22 protein-coding genes are annotated in these 22134 nt (G+C 75.1%); 17 read left to right on the top strand and 5 right to left on the bottom strand.

The window, feature by feature from the left end; translation table 11 throughout:
• Nucleotides 1-9: 9 nt before the first annotated feature.
• A complete protein-coding gene (locus tag F1544_RS25720; protein ID WP_308469873.1) occupies nucleotides 10-1050 on the bottom strand; it encodes a helix-turn-helix transcriptional regulator in 1041 nt (346 codons plus the stop codon).
• 244 nt (nucleotides 1051-1294) lie between these two features.
• Here F1544_RS25720 and F1544_RS04240 point away from each other — a divergent pair, with 244 nt between their 5' ends.
• The 6 genes from F1544_RS04240 (at nucleotide 1295) to F1544_RS04265 (ending at nucleotide 5735) form a co-directional block, all read left to right on the top strand.
• Complete coding sequence (locus F1544_RS04240) at nucleotides 1295-2446, top strand: glutathione-independent formaldehyde dehydrogenase (protein WP_167582420.1); 1152 nt, start codon at nucleotides 1295-1297, stop codon at nucleotides 2444-2446.
• Between the two features lies 1 nt (nucleotide 2447).
• A complete protein-coding gene (locus F1544_RS04245; protein ID WP_167582422.1) occupies nucleotides 2448-3023 on the top strand; it encodes a type 1 glutamine amidotransferase domain-containing protein in 576 nt (191 codons plus the stop codon).
• Nucleotides 3020-3505, top strand: coding sequence for a hypothetical protein (locus tag F1544_RS04250; protein ID WP_167582424.1), 486 nt, complete (start codon nucleotides 3020-3022; stop codon nucleotides 3503-3505). Before F1544_RS04245 ends, F1544_RS04250 begins: the two co-directional genes overlap by 4 nt.
• The gene (locus F1544_RS26125; RefSeq protein ID WP_167582426.1) at nucleotides 3502-4677 is read left to right on the top strand and encodes a zinc-dependent alcohol dehydrogenase; all 1176 of its coding nucleotides are present in this window, start codon (nucleotides 3502-3504) and stop codon (nucleotides 4675-4677) included. The genes F1544_RS04250 and F1544_RS26125 overlap by 4 nt, the downstream gene beginning before the upstream one ends.
• A gap of 82 nt (nucleotides 4678-4759) precedes the next feature.
• The gene (locus tag F1544_RS04260; protein WP_208971261.1) at nucleotides 4760-5431 is read left to right on the top strand and encodes a DUF1345 domain-containing protein; all 672 of its coding nucleotides are present in this window, start codon (nucleotides 4760-4762) and stop codon (nucleotides 5429-5431) included.
• Nucleotides 5432-5555: 124 nt separating this feature from the next.
• A complete protein-coding gene (locus F1544_RS04265) occupies nucleotides 5556-5735 on the top strand; it encodes a hypothetical protein (protein ID WP_167582430.1) in 180 nt (59 codons plus the stop codon).
• A 30-nt stretch (nucleotides 5736-5765) separates the two neighbouring features.
• Here F1544_RS04265 and F1544_RS25210 read toward each other — a convergent pair whose 3' ends face one another.
• The 4 genes from F1544_RS25210 to F1544_RS04285 all read right to left on the bottom strand — a co-directional run bounded on the left by F1544_RS25210 (nucleotide 5766) and on the right by F1544_RS04285 (nucleotide 8161).
• Nucleotides 5766-6251, bottom strand: a complete 486-nt coding sequence (locus F1544_RS25210; protein ID WP_167582432.1) for an OmpA family protein — start codon at nucleotides 6249-6251, stop codon at nucleotides 5766-5768.
• A 38-nt stretch (nucleotides 6252-6289) separates the two neighbouring features.
• Nucleotides 6290-6853: a hypothetical protein gene (locus tag F1544_RS26130; RefSeq protein WP_167582434.1), complete on the bottom strand. Its 564-nt coding sequence runs from the start codon at nucleotides 6851-6853 to the stop codon at nucleotides 6290-6292.
• A 50-nt stretch (nucleotides 6854-6903) separates the two neighbouring features.
• Nucleotides 6904-7110: a hypothetical protein gene (locus F1544_RS04280; RefSeq protein WP_167582436.1), complete on the bottom strand. Its 207-nt coding sequence runs from the start codon at nucleotides 7108-7110 to the stop codon at nucleotides 6904-6906.
• A 109-nt stretch (nucleotides 7111-7219) separates the two neighbouring features.
• Nucleotides 7220-8161, bottom strand: a complete 942-nt coding sequence (locus tag F1544_RS04285) for a 2-hydroxyacid dehydrogenase (RefSeq protein WP_167582438.1) — start codon at nucleotides 8159-8161, stop codon at nucleotides 7220-7222.
• Nucleotides 8162-8261: 100 nt separating this feature from the next.
• Between F1544_RS04285 and F1544_RS04290 the strand changes: the two genes are divergently transcribed.
• From F1544_RS04290 to F1544_RS04340, 11 genes are all read left to right on the top strand, one after another.
• The gene (locus tag F1544_RS04290; protein ID WP_167582440.1) at nucleotides 8262-9479 is read left to right on the top strand and encodes a PQQ-dependent sugar dehydrogenase; all 1218 of its coding nucleotides are present in this window, start codon (nucleotides 8262-8264) and stop codon (nucleotides 9477-9479) included.
• A 54-nt stretch (nucleotides 9480-9533) separates the two neighbouring features.
• Nucleotides 9534-10550 carry a glucose-6-phosphate dehydrogenase (coenzyme-F420) gene (gene fgd / locus F1544_RS04295; protein ID WP_167582442.1) on the top strand — a complete coding sequence of 339 codons (1017 nt, stop codon included), beginning with the start codon at nucleotides 9534-9536 and terminating at the stop codon, nucleotides 10548-10550.
• 336 nt (nucleotides 10551-10886) lie between these two features.
• Nucleotides 10887-11915 (top strand): sugar-binding transcriptional regulator, encoded by a 1029-nt coding sequence (locus F1544_RS04300; RefSeq protein ID WP_167582444.1) that lies wholly within the window; start codon nucleotides 10887-10889, stop codon nucleotides 11913-11915.
• The gene (locus F1544_RS04305) at nucleotides 11912-12895 is read left to right on the top strand and encodes a substrate-binding domain-containing protein (RefSeq protein WP_167582446.1); all 984 of its coding nucleotides are present in this window, start codon (nucleotides 11912-11914) and stop codon (nucleotides 12893-12895) included. The genes F1544_RS04300 and F1544_RS04305 overlap by 4 nt, the downstream gene beginning before the upstream one ends.
• Nucleotides 12896-13059: 164 nt before the next feature.
• A complete protein-coding gene (locus F1544_RS04310; RefSeq protein WP_167582448.1) occupies nucleotides 13060-15585 on the top strand; it encodes an ATP-binding cassette domain-containing protein in 2526 nt (841 codons plus the stop codon).
• Nucleotides 15585-16601: an ABC transporter permease gene (locus F1544_RS04315; RefSeq protein WP_167582450.1), complete on the top strand. Its 1017-nt coding sequence runs from the start codon at nucleotides 15585-15587 to the stop codon at nucleotides 16599-16601. The genes F1544_RS04310 and F1544_RS04315 overlap by 1 nt, the downstream gene beginning before the upstream one ends.
• 37 nt (nucleotides 16602-16638) lie before the next feature.
• Nucleotides 16639-17349, top strand: a complete 711-nt coding sequence (locus F1544_RS04320; protein ID WP_208971262.1) for an amidohydrolase family protein — start codon at nucleotides 16639-16641, stop codon at nucleotides 17347-17349.
• An 81-nt stretch (nucleotides 17350-17430) separates the two neighbouring features.
• A complete protein-coding gene (locus tag F1544_RS04325; protein ID WP_208971263.1) occupies nucleotides 17431-18021 on the top strand; it encodes an ArsR/SmtB family transcription factor in 591 nt (196 codons plus the stop codon).
• Nucleotides 18018-19292: an MFS transporter gene (locus tag F1544_RS04330; RefSeq protein ID WP_167582452.1), complete on the top strand. Its 1275-nt coding sequence runs from the start codon at nucleotides 18018-18020 to the stop codon at nucleotides 19290-19292. Before F1544_RS04325 ends, F1544_RS04330 begins: the two co-directional genes overlap by 4 nt.
• 67 nt (nucleotides 19293-19359) lie before the next feature.
• Nucleotides 19360-19989, top strand: a complete 630-nt coding sequence (locus F1544_RS04335) for a DedA family protein (RefSeq protein WP_208971264.1) — start codon at nucleotides 19360-19362, stop codon at nucleotides 19987-19989.
• 78 nt (nucleotides 19990-20067) lie between these two features.
• A complete protein-coding gene (locus F1544_RS04340; protein WP_167582454.1) occupies nucleotides 20068-22128 on the top strand; it encodes a methyl-accepting chemotaxis protein in 2061 nt (686 codons plus the stop codon).
• Nucleotides 22129-22134: the final 6 nt, after the last annotated feature.

The raw sequence follows: 22134 nt of genomic DNA on the forward strand, positions 1-22134 counted from the left end.
CCCGCCGCCTCACACCCGGGCGGCCGCCTCCCGCAGGGCCACCCGGCCGCCGCAGGGGGCGGGGACGTAGAGGCCCTCGCGCTCGGCGCGCACCGCGGCGAGCGTCCTCGTCGGCGCCGACAGCTTGTCGAGCACGTGCTCGAGGTGGGTCGCCACGGTCCGCGGAGCCACGACGAGCGCGGCGGCGATGTCCTGGTTGGAGCACCCCTCGACCAGGAACCCGAGCACCTCCAGCTCCCGCGGGGTCAGGCCGCGCAGCCCGGTCGCCGGTGACAGCAGGACCACCGCGCTCAGGCCCGCGGGCACGTCCTCGGGAGCGGCCAGGACGGTCACGCGGACGTGCCCGTCCGGGGCGTGCGCACCGCCCAGCGGCCAGAGGAAGGACGAGCAGACGTCACCCCTGACGGCGCGCTCCCGCGCAGCCGCGACCACCGGCGAACCCGACCCCAGGACACGGTCCGCCGGCAGGCCCGGGAGCTCCTGGCAGCCACCGTCGGCGCGGAGCACGATGGCGGCCCGGGCGCCGCGGACCAGACGGGCGGCGGCGACCAGCGACGCCATCGGATCGATCCCGCGGGCGACGACCGGCGCCAGCTGCGACAGGCGCCGGCGGCTGAGCGCCGACGGGGGCTGCCGGCTGCCCGACAGCACGGCGAGGTGGCCGACGTGTCGGCGGCCGCGGGCGAAGAGGGCCACCCCCAGGCCCTCGTGGATGCCGGCGGGGATGAGGCACTCCGCCCACGTCGGGAGCTCGTCGGCGGCGTAGGGCAGGTCGGAGGGGCCCAGCGGCGGACGCTCCCGGTCGGTCCCGGTGAGCTCGATGTCGCGCGCCACCTGCGGGCCGCCGAGGAAGGTGACGGTCGGATCGTCCAGGTCCACGGCGACGAGGTGGTGGTACCCCTCGCCCAGGGGATCGGCGAACGTCAGGAAGGCCCCGTCGAAGGGCACCACCCGGCGCAGGACCTCGAGCATGGCCCGCCCGCGCTCCGCGGTGGTCCCCGCCGACGCGGCGGTCTCGGCCAGCAGCTCTGCCTCTCGGTGCGGGTGCACGCGCGCCCCCTCGGGGTCACCGCCGGAGCGGGCCGGCCCTGCCGCGCTGCGCCACCTGCTGGACCCGCTGCGACGGTGACCGCCCCCAGTGATACCGCGTGGGCGCCGCCACCTCCACCCGTGCACGCACCTGGTGCAGGACCGGTATCGGCAGTCCTGCCGATACCGGACGCGGACGGCGGCGGGTTGACTGCGGGCCCTGCCCGACCCGGAGGCGGGGAGGGGACTCGGACGAGGAGGCATCGTGAAGGCTGTGGTCTACGAGGCGCCGCGGCAGGTCAGCGTCAAGGACGTACCGGACGCGCGGATCGAACGCGCGACCGACGTCCTGGTCCGGGTCACCTCGGCGAACATCTGCGGGTCGGACCTGCACATGTACGAGGGCCGGACCGACTTCGAACCCGGTCGCTGGTTCGGGCACGAGAACCTGGGCCAGGTCGTCGAGACCGGCGAGGGCGTCGACAAGGTGCGGGTGGGCGACTGGGTCGTCCTGCCGTTCAACATCGCCTGCGGGCACTGCAAGAACTGCGAGCGCCAGCTCACGAACTACTGCCTGACCGCGCAGCCGGAACCGGCCATGGCCGGTGCGGCGTACGGGTTCGCTGACATGGGCCCGTACGGCGGGGGGCAGGCCGAACTGCTGCGCGTGCCCTGGGGCGACTTCAACTGCCTGCGCCTCGGGGAGGACGCCGAGGAGCGCCAGACCGACTACGTGATGCTCGCGGACATCTTCCCCACCGGCTACCACGCGACGGAGCTCGCCGGCGTCCAGCCCGGGGACCAGACGGTGATCTACGGCGCCGGCCCGGTGGGGTTGATGGCCGCCCTCTCGGCCACCGTGCGCGGGGCCGGCAAGGTCATGGTCGTGGACCGGCAGCCGGACCGGTTGCGCCTCGCCGAGTCGATCGGGGCGATCGCGATCGACGACTCGAAGGTCGACCCGGTCGAGGCCGTCCTCGAGCAGACGATGGGCCTCGGGGCCGACAACGGTTGCGAGTGCGTCGGCTACCAGGCGCACGAACCCGACGGGCAGGAGCGGGCGAACCTCACGCTGAACCGCCTGGTGGCCTCGGTGCGGTTCACCGGGAAGATCGGCAGCGTCGGCGTCTTCGTGCCGCAGGACCCGGGGGCGGACGACGAGCTCGCGAAGCAGGGCAAGGTCGCCTTCGACTACGGCACGTTCTGGTTCAAGGGCCAGCACGTCGGCAGCGGTCAGGCGCCGGTGAAGAAGTACAACCGGCAGCTGCGCGACCTCATCGCGGCCGGCAAGGTCGAACCGTCCTTCATCGTGAGCCACGAGCTGCCGCTCGAGGAGGCGCCGCAGGCGTACGAGCACTTCGACCGGCGGGACGACGGCTGGACCAAGGTCGTCCTGCACCCGACGACAGGAGCGTGACATGGCAACGACTCTCGACGGCCGACGCGTGGCCGTCCTGGCAGCCGACGGCGTGGAACGGGTGGAGCTGGAGCAGCCGCGCCAGGCGCTGCAGGACGCCGGCGCGCGCACCGACGTCCTCTCGATCAGCGAGGGCGAGGTGCAGGCGCGCGAGAACGACCTGGCCGACGCCGGGACGTTCGCCGTCGACCGGCTCGTCGGCGACGCCTCGGTCGACGACTACGACGCGCTGCTGCTGCCCGGGGGGACGGTCAACCCGGACAAGCTGCGGACGGACGCCGCGGCCGTCGCCTTCGTCCGCGACTTCGTGCGGTCGGGCAAGCCGGTCGCCTCGATCTGCCACGGGCCGTGGACCCTCGTCGAGGCCGACGTCGTGCGCGGTCGCCGGCTGACCTCGTGGCCCAGCCTGCGCACCGACCTGCGCAACGCGGGCGCGGAGGTGGTCGACGAGGAGGTCGTCACCGACGGCAACCTGACCACGAGCCGGTCACCGCAGGACCTGCCGGCGTTCTGCGCGCGCATCGTGGCGGAGTTCGCCCGCGCCCCGCAGGCCGCCGGAGCGGGAGGCCGGTCGTGAGCGGCGCTCTCGGCGGTGCGGCCTCCGTGGCCGCCCGGACCGGCGGCGGCGTCGTCCGCCGGGTGCGCTCGGTCGTGTCCCCCTCCTCGGACCGGCCCGCCGGCGGGTCGCCGGCGTCCGGATGGCTCGCGGTGACCCTGTTCCGCCCGGTGACGGACGTGGACCCCACCCTGCTGCCCGCCCCCCTGGCCGCCTTCGACGACCGGATCGAGGTCCGCGTCCGCCCGGCCGCCGGCGGGAAGGGCACCGAGCTGGCGGTGCGGCTGCGCGAGCGCCCGCCGGCGGGTTCCCTCCCGCAGCGGCTCAGCGGCCGGGATCCGCAGGCGGACCTGCGCTCGGCCCTGCGCCGGGCGAAGCAGCTCATCGAGGTGGGTGAGGTACTCGCGGTGGATCCCGCCCCGCACGGCGAGCGGACACCCACCCCCGGCGGCGTGCTGCTGGAGAAGTGGACCGAGGCCGCACCCCGGGCAGGTGTGCGGTGAAGGCGGTGACGTGGCGCGGAGTGAACGAGGTCGGGGTCGAGGACGTCCCCGAACCCACGATCCTCAACGACCACGACGTCATCCTCGAGGTCGGCCTGTCGGTGACCTGCGGCTCGGACCTGCACCTGCTGGGCGGCTACGTCCCGGCGATGCGCGCCGGGGACGTGCTCGGCCACGAGTTCATGGGCACCGTCGTCGAGGTCGGCCGCGGGGTGACGAAGCACCACGTGGGCGACCGCGTGGTCGTCGTCTCCTTCATCGCCTGCGGGCAGTGCTGGTACTGCCGGCAGGGGCTGTGGTCGTTGTGCGACAACGCCAACCCCAACCCGGGGATCACCGAGGCGCTGTGGGGCCAGTCCATCGGCGGCTGCTTCGGGTACTCCCACGCCCTGGGTGGCTGGGCGGGCAGCCACGCGCGCTACGTCCGCGTGCCCTACGCCGACCAGGGCGCGTTCACCATCCCCGACGGCGTCTCCGACGAGCGGGCGCTGTTCGCCTCCGACGCCGCGCCCACGGGCTGGACGGGCGCGCACCAGGCGGGGGTCCAGCCCGGCGACGTCGTGGCCGTGTGGGGTGCGGGTGGCGTGGGGCAGATGGCCGCCCGCGCGGCCGCGCTCATGGGCGCCGAACGCGTCGTGGTGATCGACCGGTTCGACAACCGGCTCGAGCAGGTCCGCACCCACGTCGGGGCGGAGACGCTGGACTACACGGACACCGACGTCCCCGCCGAGCTGCGGGAGATGACCGGGGGGCGGGGTCCGGACGTCTGCATCGAGGCGGTGGGGATGGAGGCGCACCGCCCCGGCCCCCAGCACCTCTACGACCAGGTCAAGCAGCAGCTGCGGCTGCAGAGCGACCGGCCCACCGCGGTGCGCGAGGCGATCTACGCCTGCCGCAAGGGCGGGACGGTGTTCACGCTCGGCGTGTTCGCCGGCCTGGTGGACAAGTTCCCCCTCGGGGCCGTGATGAACAAGGCGCTGACCCTGACCGGGGCCCAGCAGCACGGGCACCGCTACGTCCCCGAGATCCTCGACCGGATGAGCCGGGACGAGGTGAGGACCGAGCACCTCGCGACCCACGTCATGTCGCTGGACGACGGACCGAAGGGCTACCGGATGTTCAAGGACAAGGAGGACGGGTGCGTGCGCGCGGTGTTCCGTCCCGGGGCCTGACGGACCGGCCGCGGCCGGCTCCGGCTCCGGCTCCGCGACGGCGCCGGAGCCGGTGCACGTCCTCCGGCGGCGGGAGCAGGCGGTGACGGCCGGGGGCGGGACCTCGGCTCCCGCCGTGCGGGGCGGCACGATCCTGTCGTGGCGCCGCCTGATCACCTGCCTGGGTGCGGGCCTCGTCGCCGGCGGTGCGACCGTCCTCGCGGGGGCGCCCGAGCTCTCGGTGCTCGTCGGCTGGTGCCTCGCGGCCGGCGCCCTGCTGGTCTGGGTCTGGCGCATCAGCTGGCCCCGCGACGCGCGGGGGACCGAGCGGCTGGCGGAGGAGGAGGGGCGGACCCGGGTCACGGACACCGTCGTGCTGGGCGCGGCGGTCGCGAGCCTCGCCGCCGTCGTGGTGGCTCTCGTCCGCTCCGCCGCGCAGGACGCCGTCGGCGTGGCCAGCGTGGTGCTCGGCGTCCTCGTGGTGATCCTCTCGTGGGCGCTGGTCAACACCGTCTTCGCCCTGAAGTACGCGCGCACGCACTACGACGGGCCCGACGGCGGGGTCGACTTCGGGCAGCGGGAATCCCCGGCCTACAGCGACTTCGCCTACCTCGCGTTCACGGTGGGGATGAGCTTCGCGGTCCCGGACACCCAGCTGGGGAGCACACCGGTGCGCAAGGTGGCCCTCGGGCACGCCCTGCTGTCCTACCTCTTCGGGACGGTGGTGATCGCCGTGGCCATCAACCTCGTCACGAACCTGGGCCAGCAGGGGTGAGGCCGGTCCGCTCCCCCGCCGGGCGGACGACGTCGAGCGGCGCCTCGCCTCCGACGAGACGCGCCGGCTGCTCGCGCAGCAGCGCCACGGCGCGCGGCCGGAAGGCGCTGGTGTTGCCGCCCACGTGCGGGGTGACGAGGACGCCCGGCGCGCTCCACAGCTGTTCTCGGCCCGGCTGGCCGCCGCGGGCGCCGACGTGGTCGCCGCACCGATGGGCCCGCACCCCGGGCTGGTCCGGCTCGTGCTGGACCGCTTCGACGCCGCGGTGCGCGATCTCGGGGCGCAGGTCCCGTCCGCCTCCTGACGAGGGGGTGAGCGGGCCGCGCCGACCGGTTCAGGAGCCGAGGACGACCGTGACCCTCCGGTTCGCGGCCCGCGCGGCGGGGTCGTCGTCGCCGGCCGCGTCGACCTCGGGGACCAGGGGCTGCGTCTCCCCGAACCCGACGCTCTCGACGGCGGCGCCGGCGACGCGGAGCGCGATGCGGTCGGCGACGGCGCGGGCGCGCTGCTCCGACAGCACCTGGTTGGAGGCGGCGTCACCGATGCCGTCGGTGTGACCGGCGACGGTGATGCGCCCGGGGGCCGCCGACGCCCGTTCGAGGAGCCCGGCGAGGAGCGCGTCGGTCCCCGCGGGCAGCTCGGCGGAGCCGAACGCGAAGAGGACGTCGGTGCCGAGGACGATCTCGGTGCCCTGGGCGGTCCGGGCGGCGACGTCGACGACCTCGGGAGCCACGTCGAGCACGGTCGCGACGACGCCGAGGACCTCTCCCCGGACGCCGACCGGCGTGGCTCCCGCCGGGGCCGGGGCGAGGGAGCTCACCGCGAGCACCGCCGCGCACACCAGCGCCGGACGCCGCCTCACGAGATCGGGACCGACGGCAGAGCCCCCATCGGGGTCTCGACCGTAACCGTGTCGACGTCGCTCGGCGGTGCGGGGAAGGTCGCGGTGAAGGACACGCGGTCCCCCTGCTCGAGCTGGCCGAGGCCGACGGTGCTGCAGAGGCAGTTGCCGTCGGTGTCGCGCAGCACGAGGTAGCGCTTGAGCCCGGCGGGGTCGAACAGGCTGATGCCTGACACCAGGTACTCGTCCTCGGCCGTCGCGGCGAACTGCCGGGCCAGCAGGAAGCCCTCGGGGGCCTCGTTGGTGACGGCCATCGTCGCGGTCACGGACTTCCCGGACCGCTCCAGCTCGTACAGCTCGACGACCATGCCGCGCTCACCGCCGGGGACCGTGGCGATGGGCTCCTCGGGCGGTGCGGCGACGGTGGCGTCCGCCGACGGGGTCGCCGACGCACCGCCGTCGGAGGCGGAGGCGCTCGTCGGGGCGCTCAGGTCCTGGTCCGGCGGGGCGTCGTCGCTCCCGGAGCACCCCGCGAGCAGGGCGGCGGGGAGCAGCAGGGCCGGCAGGAGCTGTCGTCGCACGTCCCCGACCGTACCGGGGCCGCGGGGGCCCGCGACGGCGCTCGCAGCGGTCAGCGCGACGGGGACGGCGCCTCGCCCGCGAGGACCGCGCGCCGCCGGCGCGCCAGCCCTGCCCGGGCGACGTGCCCGGTCAGGAAGACGGCCACGAGCGCCCAGAAGCGGTCCCACCCGAACAGGCGGAACAGCACCTCGGCGATGAGGACCAGGACGAGGGTGAACGCCAGCTCCACCGCGAACACCCGCACCGTCGACCGCACGATCCAGGATCACCCCCCACCTCGTCGGGGCGCAAGGAGCGCGCGCGACGGTCAGTCCCGCCCCGGTGCCGTCACCGCGGACCGCGTGCCGCTGACCCGCCGGGAACCCTCAGGCCCCGGGCCGCACCACGTTGCGCGGTGCGGAGCCCTCGACCAGCCGGTGCAGCTGCTCGCGCAGCAGCGCCACGGCGCGCGGCCGGAAGGCGCTGGTGTTGCCGCCCACGTGCGGGGTGACGAGGACGCCCGGCGCGCTCCACAGCGGGTGCCCCGGCAGCAGCGGCTCGGGGTCGGTGACGTCGAGCGCGGCGCGGAGCCGGCCGCTCGCGAGCTCGGCGACGAGGTCGTCGGTGACCACGACGGGTCCGCGGGCCACGTTGACGAGCAGGGCGCCGTCGGGCATCGCGGCGAGGAACGCGGCGTCGACCAGGCCCCTCGTCGCCTCCGTCAGGGGGCAGGCCAGGACGACGAGGTCGTGCTGCGGCAGGAGGGCGGGCAGCTCGTCCGGGGAGTGCACCTGGACGCCGTCCTGCTCCCGGGCGCGGCTGCCGACCGCCGTGACGGCCACCTCGAACGGCGCCAGCCGGGCGGCGACCTGCTGCCCGACCCCACCCCAGCCGAGCACCAGGGCCCGCCGGTCGGCGAGCGAGGGCCGGCGCGCGGCGGCCCAGTCGCCCGTCGCCATGGCGCGCGCGGCGTCGCCGAGGCCGCGCAGGGACGCCAGGGCCAGGCCCACCGCGAGCTCCGCGGTCGACGCGTCGTGGACGCCGGCCGCGTTGCAGAGGGTCACGTGGTCGGGGAGCTGCTCGGCGACGCCGTCGTAGCCGTTGGTCAGCAGCTGGAGCACGCGCAGGTCGGGCAGCGCCGCGAGCACGTCGGTGAGCGGCGGCAGCCCCAGGTACGGCGGCACGACGACGTGCGGCGCGGGCCCGGCCGGGGTGCCCGTGCAGTCCCACACCGTCAGCTCGGCGCCGGGCACCTCCCCCACCGAGGACACCCACGAGGCCGAGGGGAGGCTCACGACGAGGGGCTGCGGGGCGGCGGTGGTCGGCACCCGCGCACGCTACCGAGCCGGCCGGGCCCGGCGCGGAGGCCGGGTGGCCGCCCCGGGCGGGTCGCCGGGCACCGGCCGGGCGCGCGGGTGAGGATGGGGGATGCGCCCGCCCGCCACGACCCGCAGCGCCGCACCCCGTCCCCTCGTCGCGCTGGCCCTCACCCTGCTCCTGGCCGGGTGCTCGGACCCCGGCGGCGCCGGGGGGACCGGGACGGTCGCGACACCGTCGGTCACTCCCTCGCTCACCCCGTCGACGTCCGGCCCCGCGGGCACGCCCACCCCCACGCCCGGTGCGCCGTCCGCGAGCGGCGACCCCGCCGCGACCGCCTCGGGCACACCCGGTGCGCCGCAGGACATCACGACCGGCCTCGACGTGCCGTGGGACCTCGCCGTCCTGCCCGACGGGACCGCCCTGGTGACCCTGCGCGACAGCGCCCGGGTCGTGCAGGCCGGGCCGGGGCTGCTGGCGCAGGTGCCCTCCACGGGCCGCGACGGCGCCGTCCCCGACGTCGTCCCCGCTGGCGAGGGCGGCCTGCTGGGCATCGCGCTGTCCCCGACGTTCGGCGAGGACGCGCAGGTCTTCCTCTACTACACGGCGCGCGAGGACAACCGGGTCGTCCGGTTCACCTACGAGGGGGGCCGTCTCGTGGACCCGGTGCCGGTCCTCACGGGCATCCCCAAGGGCACGACCCACAACGGCGGCCGGATCCGCTTCGGCCCGGACGACCTGCTGTACGTCGGCACGGGCGACGCGCAGAACCGCCCGGCCGCGCAGGACGTCAACGCCCTGGGCGGGAAGATCCTCCGCATCACGCGCGACGGCGCGGTGCCCGACGGCAACCCCTTCCCGGGCTCGCGCACCTGGAGCCTGGGCCACCGCAACCCGCAGGGGTTCGGCTGGGACTCCACGGGCCGCATGATCGCCGCGGAGTTCGGCCAGGACCGCTTCGACGAGCTCAACGTCATCCGCCCCGGGGGCAACTACGGGTGGCCCGAGGTCGAGGGGCCGGGCGACGGCGGCGGCCGGTTCGTCGCCCCGTTCCAGACGTGGACCACGGACGAGGCGTCCCCCAGCGGTCTCGCCGTCACCGCCGACGCCGTCTACGTGGCGGCGCTGCGCGGGCAGAAGCTGTGGCGCGTGCCGCTGAACCCCGACGGCCCGACCGGGACCCCCGACGCCTACCTCGACGGGACGCTGGGCCGCCTGCGCGCGGCTGAGGTCGGCCCCGACGGCTCGCTGTGGGTGCTGACCAGCAACACGTTCCGCGGCGAGCCCCGCCCTGGCGACGACCGCCTCGTCAGCGTCCCGCTCAGCTGACCTAGGGTTCGTCCGGACGCACTCGCCAACGACGACCGCTTCGGGAGAGACACCATGGTGGACACGCACGGACAGCGGCTCAAGCTGGGCTACAAGGCGTCCGCCGAGCAGTTCGGCCCCGGCCAGCTCACCGACTTCGCGGTGCAGGCCGAGGACCAGGGGCTGGACTCGGTGTGGATCTCCGACCACTTCCAGCCGTGGCGCCACGAGGAGGGCCACGCGCCCTCGGCCCTGGTGTGGCTCGCCCACGTCGCCGCGAAGACGTCGCGCGTGCAGTTCGGCACGAGCGTCCTGACCCCGACGCTGCGCTACAACCCCGCCGTCATCGCCCAGGCGTTCGCGACCCTCGGCGTCCTGCACCCCGGCCGCCCGATCCTCGGCGTCGGCACCGGTGAGGCGCTGAACGAGACCGCCGTCGGGTCGATCTTCCCGGAGACCAAGGAGCGCTTCGCGCGGCTGCGCGAGGCGGTCCGGCTCATCCGCACGCTGTGGACCGAGGACCGCGTCGAGTTCGAGGGCGAGTTCTACCAGCTGCACAACGCGACGGTGTACGACAAGCCCGAGGTGCCGGTACCGATCTTCGTCGCGGGCGGCGGGCCCGGGGTCACGAAGTACGCCGGCCGCGCGGGCGACGGCTACATCTGCACGTCCGGCAAGGGCATGGACCTCTACTCCGAGACCCTGCTCCCGGCGCTCGAGGAGGGCCTGGCGCTGGCCACCCGCGACGTCCCCGACTTCGAGCGGACCATCGAGATCAAGCTGTCCTTCGACGAGGACCCGGACCGCGCGCTGGAGAACTGCCGGTTCTGGGCCCCGCTGTCGCTGTCGGCGGAGCAGAAGCACGACGTGCACGACCCGATGGAGATGGCCCGCCTCGCCGACGAGCTGCCCATCGAGCAGGTCGCCAAGCGCTGGATCGTCTCGGCCGACCCGGAGTTCGTGGCCGCGCGCGTGCAGGAGTACGTCGACGCGGGCTTCACCCACCTCGTGTTCCACGGCCCCGGCCACGACCAGTCGCGCTTCCTCGACCAGTTCACCAAGGACGTCGTCCCGCTCATCCGCCAGGCCTGAGCTCCTCCGCGGTCGTGCAGGGACCCCTGCACGACCGCGGCCCCCGGCCGCCGGTGCCCACTCCCCGCGGCCTCGAGCTGCGACGTCGGCGTGACACGACCCCGCCCGTCGCCTGCCGGTGAGGCCAGGCTGATCCGGCCGAGATGGTCGCCAGTGCGCCCTGCCCTCCCCCGGCGAGGCCCTCCACCGCGCTCGGCGGGACTCCAGCAGGGCACTCGGATCTTCCCCAGGACGCCCGGCGACGGCTGAGACCCGGTTTGACGGCTCCAGCGAGGACGCTTACCGTCGTGTGACACATGCGCAATGCATGAGCATATGCTCACCGAGGAGCTCGTTGTGCCACTGCCCAGCGTCGACAAGCAGCGACTGCTCGTCCGCGCTGCGGTCATGTACTACGTGGAAGGCGCCACCCAGCTGGACATCGCCCGGCATCTCGGCGTCAGCCGCGCCACCGCCGGCCGCCTCGTGGCGCAGGCGAGGGCGGTGGGGATCGTGCGGATCGAGATCGTCTCCGGCATCACCCGCCGGGTCGAGACGGAGCTGGCCCTGGAGAGCCGCTTCGGCCTCCAGGAAGCGGTCGTGGTCGAAGCGGACGACACCGGTCACGTCGACCTCGGGCAGGGGTGCGCGGATGTCCTCGCCCGCACGCTGCGCCCCGGGGCGGTGGTCGGGCTCGGCTGGAGCTCGAACCCCGACGAGTGGATCGCCCGCACCGCAGAGGTGCTGCGGACCCTGCGGCGTGCCGCTGACGACATCCCGGACGTGACCGTCGTGCAGCTGGCCGGGGCCTCGCCCACCGACCCGACGCGGATGGACCCGGCGCAGACCGTCTCCGCCGTCGCCGACGCCCTCGGTGCACGGCCCGTGCTGATCGCCGCACCGCTCTACGTCGACAACGCCGCGACGGTCGCCAGCCTGCGTGCCGACCGAGGGATCAGCAGCGCCCTGGACCTCGTCGCGCGAGCCGACACGTGCCTCTTCGGGGTCGGCCACGTGTCCCCGACGACCCCCCTCTTCGTCAACGGCTACCTCCAGGAGCGCGACCTCGAGCAGCTGCAGGCCCGAGGGGCCGTCGGCGACGCGGTCGGACGCTTCTTCGGTGCCGACGGCCGGGCGGTGGGCGGGGCGCTGGCCGAGCGGACGCTGTCCGCCGAGCTCGACCTGATCCGCTCCCGACCCCTGCGGGTCGCCGTCGCCGCCGGCCCCGAGCGGGTCGACCCCCTGCGCGCAGCGCTTTCCGGCGGACTCGCCAACGCTGTGGTGACCGACACCTCCACCGCTCGCTCGCTGCTGGGAGACGCTCCCCGCACGAGCACCGACGCACGGCTCCTGACACCCCACCCCCTCCCGAAGGACCCGACGTGAATCGACTCGCGACCTCTGGTGCTCGCCGGATCGCCGTGCTGGCCACCGCACTGGGCGGGCTGCTCCTCGCCTCTTCGTGCTCCCTCAACGGACCAGTCACCGACGCGTCCGCGGCGGGGCCCCGGGCCGCCGGCAGCGCCGCGCCGGCTGCCGTCCCGTTCCAGCGCGGACCGCTCAAGGTCGGCATCGCCGCCCGCGAGATCGTCAACGACTACAACCGCGACATCATCGCCGGCGCCGACACGTCGTTCCGCGCCGCAGGCGCGACCGTGACGACGACCAACGCCGGCGGAGACGCCACCAAGCAGATCAACAACATCCAGACCCTGGTGAACTCGGGCGTCAACGTCCTGCTCATCGAGCTGGGTGACCCGGCCCAGCTCAGCCCCGTGGTGACCCAGGCGCGGGCGAAGGGCGTCGTCGTGGTCACCGCCGGGGTCGGCTCCACCGTGCCCGGTGCGGTGACCGACGTCGGCGGCGACGAGGACCTCATGGCCGAGATGATGAGCCGGTCCCTGCTGGACGCGATGGGGTACCGCGGTGACCTCTACGCGTTCTGGGTCCCCGGCGCCCCGCTCCTGGAAACCCGACTTCGCATCCTCAAGGCGATGGTGGCCGACTACCCGCAGGTGCGGCTGCACCTGCAGCCCTCCGACTTCAGCCCCGCCCGCGTGCAGTCGCAGATGCAGGCCGTCCTCACCGCGAACCCCGACAAGGGTTCCATCGCCGGCGTCTGGGGCGCCTACGACCAGATGACATCCGGTGCGGTGCAGGCGATCCAGCAGGCGGACCGGTCCGAGATAGCCGTGGCGTCCATCGACGGGGACCGCGCCACCTTCCCCATGCTGTACGCCCCGAACAGCCCGTTCGTCGCGACCGTCGTGCAGAACGCCCAGCTCATCGGCACCCTGGCCGCCCAAGCCGCGCTGGACGCTCGCGATGGGAAGCCGGTGGCACCGAACATCTTCACCACGGCCTGAGTCGCGACCCGGCACAACGGCATCGCCGCCGCCGAGCTGCGCTACGGCGCCGGGGTCTGGGCCGACGTCAAGCTCGACGAGAACCGCATCTCCGAGCAGTGGCCACAGGACCAGCAGGTCGTCGTCATGCAACCCGTGTCGCCGCGCGGCTGAAGGAGGACACCGTGACCGAACTCCTCGAAACCCCCGCACCTGGTGCGGGAGACGGTGCCGCCGTCGCCGCCGCCGTGCGCGGCGCCGTCGTCCGGTTCGCCTCGACGACCGTGCTGCACGGCGTCGACCTGGAACTGCGCGCCGGTGAGGTGCACGCCCTCGTGGGCCAGAACGGCGCCGGCAAGTCGACGCTGGTGAAGGCCCTCATGGGCGTCAACCCGCTCGCAGCCGGCTTCGTCGAGGTCGGCGGCTCGCGCGTCGAGCTCTCCGGCCCGGAGGACGCCCGTCGCCTCGGACTGGAGATCGTCTACCAGGACCAGCCGCTGGCGCTGCACCTCACGGTGGCGGAGAACATGTTCCTCGGACGCGAACCCACCCGCTCGGGGCTGTTGGACCGCACGGCCATGCGGCGCAGGGCGCACGAGGTCCTGCAACGCGTGCGAGCGGACTGCCTGCCCGACGACATCGTGGGCGACCTGACGCCGACGCAGCGGGTGCAGGTCTCCATCGCCGCCGCCCTCGCCGCCGATCCCCGCGTGCTGGTCCTCGACGAACCCACCGCAGCGCTCGGCTCGGCCGAGTCCGCGCCCGTGTTCGACCTCATCCGCGCAGCTCGCAGCGACGGTGTCGCCGTCCTGTACATCTCCCACCGCCTGCACGAGATCACCTCCCTGGCCGACCAGGTGACGGTGCTCCGGGACGGTCGCCGCACGTCCGTCTCCCCCGCCGCCGGCATGTCCGTCGAGGACCTCATCGCCGCGATGGTGGGCCGCGACCTCGACGCCCTCTTCCCGGACGTGCCGCACACGCCGGGTGACGTGCTGCTCGAGGTGGACGGCCTGCGCTCGGGTGAGCTCGTCCGGGACCTGACGCTGCGGCTCCGGGCCGGGGAGGTCGTGGGACTCGCCGGTCTCGTCGGCTCCGGCGCCAGCGAAGCGCTGCTCGCCCTCTTCGGCGACCGGCGCAGCTCCGGCTCGGTGCGCCTGGGCGGCCGCGAGACGCGGACGGGCGGCCCCCGCGCCGCCGTGCGCCACGGTGTGGCTCTGGTCCCGGAGGAACGGCGGACCGAGGCCCTCTTCCCCGGCCTCGCAGTGCGGAGCAACCTCACGGCCTCGAGCCTCTCCCACCACGCGCGTGGTGGGGTGCTCTCGCGTAGACGCGAGACCACGACGGCCGACGACCTCGTGCAGCGGCTGGGCATCGTGCCCGCCTCTCCGGTGGCGGACGTGTCCACCCTGTCCGGTGGCAACCAGCAGAAGGTCGTCGTGGGCCGCTGGCTGTCCCGAGGAGGCCGCCTCTACCTGGTGGACGAACCCACGGCCGGCGTCGACGTCGCCGCGAAGGCGGAGATCTACCGCCACCTCGGCGAGCTCGCCGCAGGTGGCGCCGCAGTCCTCGTCGTCTCGTCGGACTTCGAGGAGCTGCTCGGCCTCTGCGACCGCGTCCTCGTGGTGCGCGACGGGAGCGTCACCGATGAGTTCGCGCGCGGCACGATCGACGAGGACGGCCTCACCGCACGTGCGGCGGCCGCCCCGGCAGGTTCCCGGGCCACACCGGAGGTACCGGTCGCGGTACCCCGCCGCCGCACCCGTCGTCCGTGGGCCCGCCAGATCGGGGTCGGGCTGGCCATGATCGCGGTCGTGGCGGCCCTGGTCGCGGGCTCCCCCGGCTTCCTGCTGTCGGCCGGGGCGTGGGACGTCCTGCGGCAGGCGGGCACGCCCGTCATGCTGGCTGCGGCCCTGACCGTGGCGCTGGGCGCCGGAGCCTTCGACCTGTCCGTCGGAGCCGTCGCCCAGCTCACCGCCTCGGTGTCGGCGGCACTCGTCGTCGCCGGGGTGCCCACCCCGCTCGTGGTGCTCGCCGGGGTGGTCGTGGGTGCCGGGCTCGGCGCGGTCAACGGCGCGGTCACGACGCTGCTCCGAGTCCCGTCCTTCGTGGCGACCCTGGGGATGCTCTTCCTCCTGGTCGGGATCACGCTGGGGGTGAACGGTGGCCTGGCCGTCTCGGTGGAGCGGACGAGCTTCCTGCTGCTGGGACAGGGCTACGTCGGGCCCGTCCCCGGGATCGTCCTGACGTCCGCGGTCGTCGTGCTTGCCGTCCTCGCCCTCTGGCGGCGCACGCGACCGGGTCTGCGGCTGCGCGCCGCCGGCGACGACGAACGCACCAGCCGCCTGCGGGGGGTCCGCACCGGACGGGTCACGGTGACCGCGCTCGTCCTCAGCGCCGCGCTCAGCGGGCTGGCGGGCGTGCTGCTGGCTTCCTACGCCAGCGGGTCGACCGCCCGCGACGCCTCGCTGGACCTGCTCGTCTCCGCCCTGGCGGCAGCCTTCCTGGGCTCTGCTCTGACCCGCACCTTCCTCTTCGACCCGGGCGCCTCGGCCGTCGGCTCGCTGTTCGTGACGGTCGTCGCCGCAGGTCTCATCGCCAACGGGCTGTCGGACCAGTGGCTGGGGGCCGTGCAGGGCGTCGTGCTGCTGCTCGCCGTCCTCGTCGCCGTAGCCCGCCACCGCAACCTCGGACAAGTGGTGATCTTCTGATGAGCACTCCCACCGCGATGCGGACCGGCGGCTCGCCGGCCGGTACCCCGGGTCCGCACTCCCACCGCCTGGACGTCGTGCGCTCCTACGCCACGGTGCTGGGCATGCTCGTGGCGCTGGCCGTCATCGCCGTGGCCCGGCCGTTGTTCATCGACCCGCGCAACCTCGCCGCGGTCGCCGTGGACGCCACCGTGCTGGTCGTCCTCGCCGTCGGGCTGAGCGTGCTGATGGCCATGAAGGGTCTCGACCTCTCCCTCGCCGCGACCGCCGACCTCGCGGGCTACCTGGCGGCCCGCGCCCTGCTGCAGGGAGAAGGTGCGCTGACCGCCGTCCTGATCGCCCTCGCCGTCGGCCTGGTCGTGGGCGTCGTCAACGGCCTGCTGTCCGGGTACCTCGGGGTCCCGGCCATCGTCGCCACGCTCGGGCTGAACCTGGTGCTCACCGCCCTCGCTCTCGTCGTCTCGGACAACGGCACGCCGCAGCAGCTGTTCACCGCGCCGATCGATCTCGTCAAGCCGTTCCTCGTCTTCGGCTCCGACTCGTGGGGACCGGTGCGGCTGCTCCTGCTGGCGGCCCTCCTCGTCGTAGCCCTGGCCTGGTTCGCGACGACCCGCACCACGTGGGGCCGGCGAGTCGACCTCGTCGACAGCAGCGCTCGTGCGGCGAGGCTGGCCGGGATCGGGGTCCGCTCGACCTTCGCCTCGGGCTTCGTGGTGTGCAGTCTGCTGGCCGCGGGCGGAGGGCTGATGCTCACCGCGCGCACCGGACTCGCCGTCCCCGGTTCAGCGCAGCCGTTCCTCCTCGACGCCTTCACCGCCGTCTACCTCGGCGCGACGGCCTCACCCCGCGGTCGCATCACCGTCCTCTGGACGGTCGTCGGCGCAGTCTTCGTCACCCTCCTCGCCAACGGGCTGGTGCTGCTGGGCCTCGGCGCCCCGTGGCGCTACGGCCTCAACGGCGGCCTCATCCTGCTCGCCCTCGCCCTCGGCGTGCTGCGTCGGCGCAGCAGCCGCTGACCACCTCCCCCTGGAAGGACCCACGATGGTCACCACGATGGACGCCCACAACCACATCGGCTTCCGCCACGGCGCGAGCCAGACAGGTGAGGAACTGCTGCAGCGCATGGACGCTGCCGGCGTCGACCGCGCCTGCGCCTTCCCCTTCGTCGAAGGGGTCTTCGACAACGACGACGTCGACCGTGCCCGCGCCGCCGCACCCGACCGCATCGTCCCGTTCCTCGCGGTGAACCCGTGGCAGCGGGAGGAAGCGGTGGCCGAAGTGCACCGACGAGCCGACAAGGGCTACCGGGGCGTCAAGATGCACCCGACCATCCACGGTTACCACCTCTCCGACCTCGGCCTCGTCGGCCCCGTGCTCGAGGCCATCCGCGAGCGCGAGCTGGTCGTGATCTGCCACGGAGCCTCGGACCTGTACAACGCCCCGCCGGAGTTCGCCCGCATCTGCCGTGCCTACCCCGAGGTCCCGTTCCTGATGGCCCACAGCGGCACCTTCTGGTCGCACGACCAGGCCGTGGAGGTGGCTGCCGAGACGCCGAACCTCTACCTGGAGACCGCGCGCGTGCCGATCTTCGAGGTGGCCAGCTCGATCCGGAGCCTCGGACCCGAGAAGGTCGTCTGGGGCACCGATTCGCCCTTCGTCGACTACACCTTCGAGTTCGAGAAGATGGAACGGGCTGCGGGCTCCGAGGACGCGCGCCAGCTGGTCTGCGGCGGGAACTTGGCGCGCCTGCTCGGGATGGACTGACGCCCCAGGGAGAGGTGACGACGAGGCCAGCTGTTCACAAGAAGTCTTGTACAACGGCTCTTGTGGACCTAGCCTCGACGCGTGGACGACTCCCGCGCCGTGCGCCTGACCGACCCCGCCGTCATGCGGGTGCTCGCGCACCCGACCCGGCTCACGCTGCTCGGGGAGCTGCGCAGCGAGGGGCCGGCGACGGTGGGCGGGCTCAGCCGGGTGCTCGACGAGGCCCCCGGTTCCGTCAGCTACCACCTGGGCCGCCTCGTGGACGCGGGCCTGGTCGAGGAGGCCCCCGACCTGGCGCGCGACCGGCGCGAGCGGTGGTGGCGCGCGGTGCACCAGCTGACGACCGTGTCCCCCACCGATTCCCTCGACGACCCCGAGCGGCACGCGGCCTCCACGGCGCTGCGCCGGGAGTTCGCCCGCCGCCACGCGGCCGTCCTGCAGGAGCACCTCGACGCCGAGGCGTCGCTGCCCCGCGAGCTCGTGGCGGCCCTGACGACGGGTGACCGGCAGCTGCGCCTGACCACCACCGAGCTGCGCGAGCTCAGCGACGAGCTCGAGGCCCTCGTCGACCGGTGGCAGGCGCGCTCGGACGCGCTGTCCGCCGACGGCGAGCGCCCCGGCACCCACCGCGTCGCGCTGGTCTACGCGGCCGTGCCCCGGGTCCCGCGGTGACGCCCGCGTGGCGGCTGCGGTGGCTGCTCCTGGCCCACACGGTCAGCGCGACGGGCAACACGGCCACGTTCATCGCCCTGCCGCTGTACGTCTACGCGAGCACGGGCAGCGCCGCTCTGCTGGGTGTCCTGGGCGCCGCGGCAGTCGCGCCCGTCGTGGTGGGCGGAGTGTTCGGCGGCGTCCTCGTCGACCGCTTCGGCTACCGGCGCACCAGCGTGGTCTCCGACGCGGTCGGCGCCGTCACGATCGGCGCGGTCCCCCTGCTGGCGGCCACGACCGGACTGCCGTTCGCGGGGCTGATCGCGCTCGTCGTCGCGACCGGGCTGCTGGACACCCCGGGGCAGGCGGCCCGCCACGCCATGCTCCCCGAGCTCGCCGCCGACGCCGGAGCGCCGCTGGAGCGGGCGACCGGCTGGATGGACGCGGCCGAGCGGGCCGCGCGACTGCTGGGCGCGCCCGCGGCGGGCGGGCTCGTCGCGGCCGTCGGGGCCCCCGTGGTCCTCGTGCTGGACGCGGCCACCTTCGTCGTCGCGGCGCTCCTCGTCGCCGCCGCCGTCCCCGCCGTCCGAGCGACCGCCGCCGGAGCGACCGCCGTCGCGCGCACCCCGGCCCCGGCCGGCGGCGGGTGGCGCGGCTACCGGCGCGACCTCGCCGAGGGCCTGGCCTTCGTGCGCCAGGACCGGCTGCTGCGCGCGATCGTCGGGATGGTCCTGCTCACCAACGCCTTCGACGCGGCGTGGAGCAGCGTCGTGCTGCCCCTGCACGCCGCCCGCCACCTGGGCGGCGGCACGGCCCTGGGCCTGCTCGTCGCGGCGTTCGGCGGGGGCGCCGTCGTCGGCGCGGTCGTCTTCGGCGCCGTCGGCGCACGGTTCTCCCGCCGCACGGTGTTCGGGGTCGCCTTCCTCCTCGCGGGCGGCCCGCGGTTCCTCGTGCTGGCGACCTCGCCCTCCCTGGGCGTGCTGCTGCTGGTGCTCGCCCTCGCCGGGGTGGCCGCCGGGGCGCTGAACCCGATCCTCGGCGCGGCCCAGCTGCAGCGGGTGCCGGCCGCGGCGCGCGCCCGCGTCGGCGGGGTGGTCGGAGCCGGTGCGTGGGCCGGGATGCCGCTGGGCACCCTGGTGGCCGGGTTCTGGCTGGAGCGCGGGTCGCTGACGGCGCTGCTGCTCGTCCTGGGCGGCGCCTACCTGCTGGTGACCCTGCTGCCCTTCGTCGCGCCGGCCTGGCGCGAGCTCGACCGCGTCCCCGCGGCACCGGCGGCGCTGCAGCAGGGCTGAGGCGCCGGGCCCGGGGCGGCCGGGCGGGCCCCCGCGTGCGAGGGTCGGCACGTCGGAGGGAGGGGCCGTGCTGGAGCACCTGGACCAGCTGGCCCTCGCGCACGCGGGGGCCTCGTGGGTCGTCCTCGTCGTGCTGGCGCTCGCCGCGCTCGACGCGTTCCTCCCGCCCCTGCCGAGCGAGTCCGTCGTCATCGCGCTGGCCGCCGTCTCCGGCTCCCTGGGCCGCCCGGACCTCCTGCTGCTCGGCGCGTGCGCGGCCGTGGGCGCCTGGGTCGGCGACAACCTCACCTACACCCTGGGCCGGCACTCCCCGCTGCGGCGCTGGACGGCCCGCTCCCCCCGCCTCGCGCGCGCCTTCGCCCGGGCGGGCCGAGAGCTGGAGCGCCGGGGACCCCTGGCCATCCTGGCCGCCCGCTACGTCCCGATCGGCCGGACCGCCGTGAACCTCACCGCCGGGGCGGTCGCCTTCCCCCGCGGCCGCTTCGCGAGCCTGTCGGCGCTCGCGGCCGTGAGCTGGGCGACGTACGCCGTGCTCATCGGCACCGTCGCCGGCCGGTGGTTGCGGGGGCGGCCGCTCCTGGGGTCCGCGGTGGGCATCGTCGTGGCCCTCGCCCTGGGCTTCGCCGTCGAGCGGTTCCTCGAGCGCGTCGTGCGGCCGCGGCGCCGCCCGGCCGACGAGGGGGCGGAACCGCTCTGATCGTCGCCGCACCCGCCGATGGGGAGGGCCACGGTGCACCAGCGCGCCGCCGCCGAAGGTCCGGGAAGGCACCAGCACATGAGCGTCGCGACGCACCAGACCGGGACCGTGGCGCCTCCGCGGGCCCTGCGCCCGGTGCTCTCCCTCAGCGACCGCCTGCGGACCGGGCCGCGCCTCGCCGTCCTCGCCGCGCTGCTGCTGCTGCCGGGGCTGCTGGCGACCGGGTCCTTCACGGTCGAGGTCGGCGGTGAGCTGGCGGCCACCCGCGCGGAGCTCGCCGGGCAGGAGGTCCTGGACCCCGCGCTGCGGGCGATGACCGCCGCGGCCCGCGGCGAGGCCGTGGACCTCACGGCCGTGCGCGCCGGGGTCGCCGCGCAGCCGGGCCTGGAGCTCGACGAGGCCGTCGCCACCCTCACCGCCGCCACCACCGGCTCGGCGAGCGCGCTGCAGCGGACGCAGGCGCTGGGCGCCTTCGCGACCGAGGTGGCCAACGCGTCGCGGCTGATCCTCGACCCCGACCTCGACTCCTACTACGTCATGGACGCCGAGGTCGTGCAGGTCCCGCACCTGCTCGTGGCCGCGGCCGCCGCCGCGGACGCCGACCCCACGGCGCGCGCCGTGCAGGCCGCCGCGCTGGCGGGGGCCGCGCAGGCGCTGACCGCCGACGTGCAGACCGCCCGCCGGGCCACGGACGCCGGTGACCTGACCGACGGTGAACTGGCCGCCCTCGACCGCCTGGCGGCCGTCGCCGCGGTCGCGACGGCGAGCGCGACGCAGCTCACCACCGCACCCGCGGACACCGCCACCACCGCCACCACCGCGGCCACCGCGCCCGTGGTCGCGGCCGCCGAGGCCGCCCTCCCCGGCGCCTCCGAGGCGCTGGAGTCCCTGCTGCGGGCCCGCGAGGACGAGCTGGTCACCCGCCGCGACGTCGTCCTGGCCGTGGCCGGGGCCGGCTTCCTGCTCGCCACGTGGACGGCCGTCGGGATCGGGTGGCGCACGCGCCGCGACGTCGGGGCGACCGTCGCGGCCGTCGCGGCCCTCGCCGACGGCGAGCTCACCGAGCGCCCGCTGCCCGCGGGCCGCGACGAGTTCGGCGACATCGCCCGGTCCCTCACCACCGCCCGGCTGACGCTCCTGCACCAGCGGGAGGCGCTCCGCGAGGCGCACGAGGAGCGCGAGCTGCAGCTGCAGCAGGGCTTCGAGCACCAGCGCACGTCCGAGCGGCACACCCGCGAGCGCGCGCAGGCGATCATCGACGAGAGCGCCGCCACCGTCCTGGCCGAGCTGAGCGCGCTGGGCGAGCACGTCGAGGCCGTACGCACTTGCGCCCGCTCGATCGAGGCGCGGGTCGCCACGACCGAGGCGGTCACCCGCAGCGTCAGCGCGGAGACGGCCGACGCGGACGCCGGTGCCGTCGCCCTGGGCACGAGCCTCGCCGAGGTCGGCGGGATGGCCCAGCTCATCGCCGGCGTCGCCGGGCAGACCAAGCTGCTGGCCCTCAACGCGACCATCGAGGCGGCGCGGGCCGCCGAGGCGGGCGCGGGCTTCGGCGTCGTCGCGGACGAGGTCAAGATGCTCGCCGCGACGACCGCCAGCTCCACGGGCACCATCACCACGACCCTCGCGGCGCTGGACGCCGACGCCGCGCGCGTCGGGCGGGCCATCAGCAAGGTCGGCACGGACATCGGCCTGCTCGACGAGGCCACGGCCGCGCTCAGCGGGGTCGCCGTCGAGCAGTACGCCCTGGTGGACACGCTGCACGCGGCGCTGGGCACGACCATCACGCGGGTGCAGGAGCTGGCCTCGCTCGGCGACCGCCTGGAGCGGCGCACGGCCGAGCGGCGCCCGGTCGCGGGGCGCGTCACCTTCAAGGTGGGCTCGACCCGCGTGGACGCCACGCTCGCCGACCTCAGCGTCAGCGGCCTGCGCTGCCTGCTGCCGGGCGCGACCGAGCTGCGGCCCGGGGCGACCGGGGACCTGCGGGTCGTCATCGGCACGCAGGAGGTCCTGGCGCCCGGGTCCGTCACCCGCTACCGCGACGGCGGCGGCGGCGGCGCGGAGCTGGGCATCGCCTTCGGCCGCGTCGCCCCCGCCGTGCAGGCCGTCATCGACGCCCTGGTGCACGGCGGCGCCTGACGCCCG

Source organism: Kineococcus rubinsiae (genome assembly GCF_011839805.1).
GTDB classification, from domain to species: domain Bacteria; phylum Actinomycetota; class Actinomycetes; order Actinomycetales; family Kineococcaceae; genus Kineococcus; species Kineococcus rubinsiae.